Below are 7,530 nucleotides of genomic sequence, written 5' to 3'. Positions count from 1 at the left end.
GAGTTTGCTGACTTTAGAGACCACACCATTGATGTCGCACGGGCTGTGGGGGGATTTTCCGCTGCCCTTGCCGGTGGCGATGTTGATGCCGGCGCTGATGCCGCTGGTAATGCCGCTGCAAATAACTACCTCAGCAGTGCTCAACAAGCTCAGATGGAGAAAGAATTAAAGGAGTGTCCTGACCTTTTATGTCAAGCAAAAGTGATTGCGAAATGGTCTGCTATTAGTTGGGGGCAAAATGCAAGCTTTACGGCAGGTATGGTAGCTGGTGTCCCGGCTGAAATATACGATACGGCTGATGGTTTTTTGCAAATAGCCACACATCCCGAAGAGACTTTGAAAGCGCTCAAAGATTTTTTCAGCAGTGGTGAGATTTTGGCAACAATTGGTCGGACCCTTGGACAGTCCTATGTAGATCGCATTAATAAAATGGAGGAGGAATATGAGCGAGCCGGTGCTGGTGGATCCTTTAAAGCTGGACTTGAATTTGGAAAATTATTGACTGAAACAGCATCCCTAATGACAGGAGTTGCTGGAGCAGCCAAGGGAGCCATAAAGCTTGGCGAAAAGGCTTGGATTAAATTCATTGCTAGGAAAGATTTTGCCCAATTTGCTTCCAAGAAAAATCTTGCCAAACTTGCCGCTCAAGGAGATCCTGACAAACTTGCGGCGAAGAAAGAACTAACTAAACTCGCTGCTAAAGAAAAAAAGAAGTGGTTAAAAAAGAAACCCACTAAATTTACCGATAGCAAATTTGGACAGACCTACACAGTTTATCGGAGAGACGACCTGTTTGATCCTAACAGAATTTCTTACTGGATGATAAAAGGGGAAAAAGTGTGGGGCACTAATATTGATAGAATGAAAGCAAGAAGAGCACCTATAGGATATGATGGTAAGTCTGTTGAGTTGCATCACCTAAATCAAACCCCTGATGGCCCCTTAGCAGAAATGAGCCATGAATTTCATAAAAAATATACTTCTGTTATTCATGCTAATCCAAAAACACATCAATCACTCATAGATAGAAAAAAGTTTGAGAAGCAGAGAGAGGAATATTGGTATAAACTTGGTAATGGGTATGGAGAACAAAAAAACAGTAGTTTAGGAGGAATAATCAATATGAAATGGGGCATTATAGGTCTAGATTTTAACAGATGGGGACAGGAGCATCAGCAGTAATACTCTACGGTTGATGAAAAGAGAAAAAACAGAGATTTATAGAATAATTTATGGAGAATAATTGATGAAAACCTATACCTTAGATGATGTTTTAGAATTAGTTGATAAATATAATGGTGATATTATCAATTTTGGTACTGAAGATGATGCAGTTGGTGATCTCGTGATTGAAAAGGCGGAGAAAGCTCTCGGTTTACAATTTACATCGTCTTACAAGAGTTTTTTAGAACATTGTAAAGGCGGGGACATTGGTGGTGAAGAAATCTATAGTCTTTATGATAATCCTATGGGTATTCCTGCTGGTGATATTGTTTTTCAGAACTTAAATGATAGAAAACGTGGTTTTGTGACAGCAGAACAGCTTATCGTGTGTGAAGCTGATTTTGATGAAACCTTTTACTTTGATTATACGCAGTTTCGGGATGGTGAATGTCCAATCTATGTTATGTTTCCATTGGATAATTGCGAATATTACGCGAGTAATTTTTATGAGTTCCTTTGTAAAAGAATTAAAGTACACGCGGGAGAAGAGATACCTGATGGAGACCAACCAATTGAAAAGATTGAGAACACTCCTACTCCGCAACCTATCCCTTTTTACAAGAGTTTTTGGAAAAAACTATGGAAGAGGTGAAATTGATAGTGAGGAAATACGGAGCTTTTATAACGCACGTTTTGAGGATCATCTATGAAAACCTATACCTTAGCTGATGTTGCAGTATTAATTGATAAAGTGAATAAATATGATGATGAGATTATCAATTTGGGTAGTGAAGATGATGAAGAGAATGAAACAGATGATTTACAGATTGAAAAGGCGGAGAAAGCTTTGGGTTTGCAATTCACATCCTCTTACAAAGTTTTCTTAAAAAAATATGGAGGAGGAGAAATTGGTGGTGATGAAATCTTTAGTCTTTATAAGGAGTGTGGGGAAGGTATTCCTGCTGGTGATATTGTTTACCGAAACTTACTCAATGGAGAACGTGGTTTTGTGACACCAGAGCAGCTTTTCGTTAGCAGAACAGATTTTGGTGAAACCTTTTATTTTGATTATACGCAGTTTAGGGATGGAGAATGCCCACTTTATGTCAGGCTTCCATCTGAAGATTGCGAATATTATGCCAGTAATTTTTATGAATTCCTTTGCAAAAGAATTAAAGAAAGCGTGGGAGAAGAGATACCTGAAGGTGACCAACCGATTGAAAAGACTGAGCACACTCCCACTCCGCAACCTATACCTTTTTACAAGAGTTTTTGGAAAAAACTATGGAAGAGGTGAAATTGATAGTGAGGAAATACGGAATGTCTATCACGCACGTTTTGAGATTCATCTATGAAAACCTATACCTTAGATGATGTTATAGAATTAGTTGATAAAGTTGATAAATATGATGATGATATTATCCATTTTCGTACTAAAGATAATGCAGTTGATGATCTCGTGATTGAAAGGGCGGAGAAAGCTCTCGGTTTACAGTTTACAACTTCTTATAAGGATTTTTTAAAAAATTATAAGGGAGGAGAAATTGGTTATGAGGAAATTTTTAGCATTTATAACGCAAGTTTTGAGGATCATCCTGCTGGTGATATTGTGCATAAAAACTTATATCATAGGAAACATGGTTTTGCGACATTAGAACAGCTTGTTGTCAGTAGAACTGATTTTGGTGAGACATTTTACTTTGATTATACTCAGTTTCAGGATGGTGAATGCCCACTCTACGTCAAGATTCCATTGGGCGATTCTGAATATTACGCCAGTAATTTTTATGAATTGCTCTGTAAAAGAATTAAAGAGCACGCAGGGGAAGATTTGTGAAAACTTATACCTTAGCTGATGTTGCAGTACTAGTTGATAAATATAGCGATAGTATCGATTTTGGTACTGCTGATGATGGAGTTGATGATGTACTAATTGAAAAAGCAGAAAAAACTCTCGGTTTGCAGTTTACAACTTCCTACAAGAGTTTTTTAAAAAATTACGGAGGAGGAGAAATTGGTTGTGAAGAAATATTTAGCATTTATGGGGATTATGTAGGTATTCCTGCTGGTGATATTGTTTATTATCACTTAACAGATATAAAAAATGGTTTTGCGACATCAGAACAGCTTGTTGTGAGTAGAACTGATTTTGGTGAGACATTTTACTTTGATTATACTCAGTTTCGAGATGGAGAGTGTCCGCTCTATCTTAAGTTTCCACCTAGCGATCCCCAGTATTACGCAAGTAATTTTTATGAATTTCTCTGTAAAAGAATTAAGGACCATGCAGGGGAAGATTCATGAAAACCTATACCTTGGATGATGTTATACAACTAGTTGATAAATAGGATAATTGTTATTTATAGTCTGTTATGAAAACATCTAAAGAGAGAATGATAATTATAGAGATGAGCAAAATAGCTTTTAATAGACCGTGTCAGTCTTGTCAGTGTTGTCAGTTCTTTTTAAAGCCTATATTATTTTTTTTTAATGAGAAAAATTAAAAACATTATATTTCAATAGGTTAATGTCTTTAAAACATAACTCATATCAATAGTACAATCTTTAAAGATAACCAATGATGTGAGTTGATTAAAACTTGTCAGTTATGTGTCAGTAAATTGAACTGACAAAAGTAATCATTTTAGTGAGTGATTAAAATGTGCTTTATGAAAAGCGTATGAAAGTAAAAACTGATTACGTTATTAAAATCCCTTGTATGAATTTTTATCAGTTTATTTAAATAGATAACCTTATGATTTTAGTGAGTGATTAAAACACGTCTTAAAAAAGCATGTGATCCTTTAAAGCCTTTCAAAAGAAAGGGGGTATAATCATAAGAAATGCTATCAAGACGTATTTATAGATTTAAAGGTTGATACTTAAAAAATAATAAGAGTAAAAAGTTATTTTAAAACATATTAAGTGAATTTTCAAAAGACAGTTTATAATGATAAGAAATCCTATTAAGACTATTATGGTTATGAGTTTAGGGGGTTATGGGGGTTTTGGGGGGTCTTTTTACCCCCCCCTTTATATATATTTTTAGTCAAAAATAAAAGTTATTATATTTCAATAAGTTAATCTTTCAAATAAACAATCTATATTAAACACAATACATAAATACAATCTTTAATATATATTTAAGAGGGTTTTGTCGGTGTTTTGGGGGTTTTAAAAACAGACAAAACCTATAAGTAATATAAGAAAATGAATATACATAACTCTTTTTAAACAAAGCTTTTGAAAGCTATAAAGCTATCATTTGAGATTGCGATATAATCTTTTAAAGGCAATCCAAAAGAAGCGTATTCTGTTTAAGAGTGGATTTCTTATAAGTCTTAAAGCAATCCAAATGAGAGTATCTAAAAGTGCAAATGATTTCTTTTTAGAATAACGCATGATAAATTATCCTTTTAAAGATTAAATGTAATAAACTTAACAAAAGAGGTATAGATTATGGTTATAAGCTCTATACCCCTTATGCGTTTATCATACCCATTATGTGAGCATGCTTTATAAGTTATTCAGTTTCTCTTATTTCCAATTTTGGTAAGTTTTTTACGATTTTCATTGTTTCTAAACTTACGGTAATAACCCTTTGAAACAACTCTAGAGGGTAGGCAGGGTTGCCAACGGTTTCAACAGCATAACGATTGGCATCATTAATAATACCACTCTTTTTATCAGTCTTTACACATTGACGCCCCATAACCCATTCAAGAGCGGGTTTACCATTGACGATATACTCATAAGCTTCAAGAGGGATATCTGTCATGATGATATTACTGTTATAAATAACAGTTGATTTATCTTTCTCTTTACCTATTTTTGCGAATTTCATTTCAGTCACGTAATAAAACTTTTCTGGATTAGAGATGTCTGTTAATTTTGGATTACCTTTTTTAAAGGTCACTGGATAAGGCTCTACATCTTCATAATTCACGTGCAAATGACCGAGTTTACGCCCCGCTGTTACAAATTTCCAAAAATCATCAGCACTCTTTACACAAGGGATACGAGGCAATTCCTTAGAGAGATTATCAGCATAACGAGAGCGATAATCTTCCGAATGAAGTAGTCCGTAAACATAGTAGAATAGATCATCTTTAGTGATTTTTTCATTAGGGTAAGCAGCTTGAAAATGGGCTAATCCTTCATCCGTAATGGCATCACGACGTTGTAAATCAGCATTGATGCTTTTTTCTATAGAATTCGTAAATAAATGAGTTTGTTTCTTGTTTCTATCTTTTGAGACCATAGTGTCTTCATAAATATAGCGTGGAAAGCATTGACTAGTATCTATTGCGTGAAGATTGGGCAAATCTTCAGACATAAGTACAGAAAAACCACTTCTTGCTCCTACAGCGGCAATTTTTATAACTCTATTTTCAACCGCTTGTCCTATGGGAAAAATACGTGGAATTTGATGAAGCATTTCATTGAAGATACTATTATAATAGAGCCATTGTTGTGTAAAAGGACGGCATAGACTTTGAGTAAGATACACTGCTCCAAATTCGAAGGTATTGCCTTTTACCAATTGTTTTTTAAGATTAAGGCTCCAACTTATTTTTTTAGCATCTGAATTTACAAAATCATCTACAGCATTGGTACGTGTCTTGCGGTCAGTGTATGAGTAGGTATTATTAAAACGTTCTACTTCACTATTATAGAAAGTAATCATATTACTCATATTCTTTGCGAGAGCTTCACGGCTTGAATTGTATGCCCAAGCATCGCGATTGCTCTTAACACCATATGAAAAAGTTTCAAAGAGCTTATTATCATGCCCTTTTTTAACACCTAAAGCTAGAAACGTCTTAAAACTATCATCACGTTGATTTATCCAATCGCCATGCCCGTCTGGTGTAATTATTCGCCAACCTTGTTCACTCCGTGTAATGCCATTAATACTACCAAAGTCCTTAATTGTCTTAAGCTTTTTTTCTCTTGTGAAAGAATCTCCAATATCATGATAATAAATTTTACACTCTGCAGAAACATTAGGATTTTTGATAAACAATGTCACGGCAATACCCGTCATACTACCATTACCAAAAATATTCTCACCTTCTTGAGCAGTTCCATTGCTTAACATATTTTTGCGAATATCTCCCCGTAAATTAAGTACATAAATGCTCGTAAACTCTTTGGCTAAAGATTTTCGTAAACCGTCCATTGTAGACTTTTCTATGTAACCAGAACCAGAAACAAAGCCGATTACTCCAGCATTATCAATACGGTCACTAGCCCAGCGGATAGCACGGATATAACTGTCATAAAGTGCTTGCATATTAGTTGCATTTGACTGAGCAGCATAAGTTTCACGAATACGATCATCTAATATGGGATAAGGAGTATTCTTTGCATTATCATTAGCGCTTTTTTGTCCTACCGAATAAGGGGGATTGCCCAAAATAACTTTAATATCCAGTTTCTTTTGATGTTCTAAATATTCACTGTTTTCTTTAAATAATTTTTGCAGCAGATTTTTTTCTTCAAGCATCCGAAACGTATCGGTTAAACCAATATGCTTGAATGGGATATACTCACCTTTCATAAGACTATGATAAGTTGATTCAATGTTAATCGCTGCTATGTAATAGGCAAGTAAGACAATCTCATTGGCGTGGATATCATGACGGAACTTATATTCCATATCCTCTGGTTTGATGAGATTCGATTGTAATAACCGTGTGATAAAGGTACCCGTTCCAGTGAAAGGGTCAAGAATAGAAACACCCCGTGAACCAAGGCTTTTTCCAAATTCATTGCGCAACACATCATCAACAGAATGAATGATAAAATCAACAACCTCAACGGGCGTATAAACAATTCCAAGCCTATCCGTGGTTTTTTTAAATGCCTTGGCAAAAAAACTTTCATAAAGGTTGATAATAAGATTCTGTTTTGCATGAGTTTCGGTAATCCCTGCTGTACAGAACGTGACACTTTTGTAAAATTTATCAAGATCTTTGGTTTTTTCTTCGATATTGGTTTTATCCAGTTCCGTTAAGATCTTATCCATGGCTTGCGAAATGGCATTGTTGTGGACAAATTCATTGCCCTCAAACAAAGCTTCAAACACGGGACGCGTGACAAGATGTTGGGCTAACATCTCAATCGCTTCTTCTTTTTTTATTTCACTGTTGACGTTGTTCTTTAATTCCTTATGGAATGCATCAAAGGCATGAAAGGCTTCACTGGTTTCATCAGCAAGCAGGTTTTGAAGATGCGTAATATGGTTTTGAGCAATCTCAGCAACATTGTTCGCCCATATGCCCCAATAATCCGTGATTTTAAAACTATCCAGAAAAATGGCTTTGACAAAATCAAAAAATTCAGAACGGCGGAATAAGTCTC

At 35.3% G+C, this 7,530-nt stretch carries 6 protein-coding genes; 5 read left to right on the top strand and 1 reads right to left on the bottom strand.

Going from position 1 to position 7,530, the window contains the following annotated elements; all coding sequences use genetic code 11:
* The 5 genes from PVV60_RS09025 to PVV60_RS09005 form a co-directional block, all read left to right on the top strand.
* A partial coding sequence (locus PVV60_RS09025) for an HNH/ENDO VII family nuclease (protein WP_273724428.1) occupies nucleotides 1–1,182 on the top strand: 1,182 nt, incomplete at its 5' end.
* Nucleotides 1,183–1,246: 64 nt separating this feature from the next.
* Entirely contained in the window at nucleotides 1,247–1,816 is a 570-nt protein-coding gene (locus PVV60_RS09020) for an SMI1/KNR4 family protein (RefSeq protein ID WP_273724427.1), read from the top strand.
* Between the two features lie 54 nt (nucleotides 1,817–1,870).
* Nucleotides 1,871–2,461 carry an SMI1/KNR4 family protein gene (locus tag PVV60_RS09015; RefSeq protein ID WP_273724426.1) on the top strand — a complete coding sequence of 197 codons (591 nt, stop codon included), beginning with the start codon at nucleotides 1,871–1,873 and terminating at the stop codon, nucleotides 2,459–2,461.
* A gap of 54 nt (nucleotides 2,462–2,515) precedes the next feature.
* Complete coding sequence (locus PVV60_RS09010; protein WP_273724424.1) at nucleotides 2,516–3,001, top strand: SMI1/KNR4 family protein; 486 nt, start codon at nucleotides 2,516–2,518, stop codon at nucleotides 2,999–3,001.
* Entirely contained in the window at nucleotides 2,998–3,468 is a 471-nt protein-coding gene (locus PVV60_RS09005) for an SMI1/KNR4 family protein (protein WP_273724422.1), read from the top strand. Before PVV60_RS09010 ends, PVV60_RS09005 begins: the two co-directional genes overlap by 4 nt.
* Nucleotides 3,469–4,687: 1,219 nt before the next feature.
* Here the strand turns inward: PVV60_RS09005 and PVV60_RS09000 are convergent.
* On the bottom strand, nucleotides 4,688–7,530 hold a 2,843-nt coding region (locus PVV60_RS09000), incomplete at its 5' end, for a type ISP restriction/modification enzyme (RefSeq protein WP_273724421.1).

It is taken from the genome of Bartonella sp. AU18XJBT (assembly GCF_028618595.1).
Lineage (GTDB): Bacteria > Pseudomonadota > Alphaproteobacteria > Rhizobiales > Rhizobiaceae > Bartonella.
Note: the sequence above shows the minus strand (reverse complement) of the source record. Positions and strands in the feature narration are given on the sequence as shown.

Coding starts and splice junctions, on each gene's coding strand:
- PVV60_RS09015 (WP_273724426.1), top strand. CDS start 1,871: ATGAAAACCTATACCTTAGCTGATGTTGCAGTATTAATTGATAAAGTG.
- PVV60_RS09020 (WP_273724427.1), top strand. CDS start 1,247: ATGAAAACCTATACCTTAGATGATGTTTTAGAATTAGTTGATAAATAT.
- PVV60_RS09010 (WP_273724424.1), top strand. CDS start 2,516: ATGAAAACCTATACCTTAGATGATGTTATAGAATTAGTTGATAAAGTT.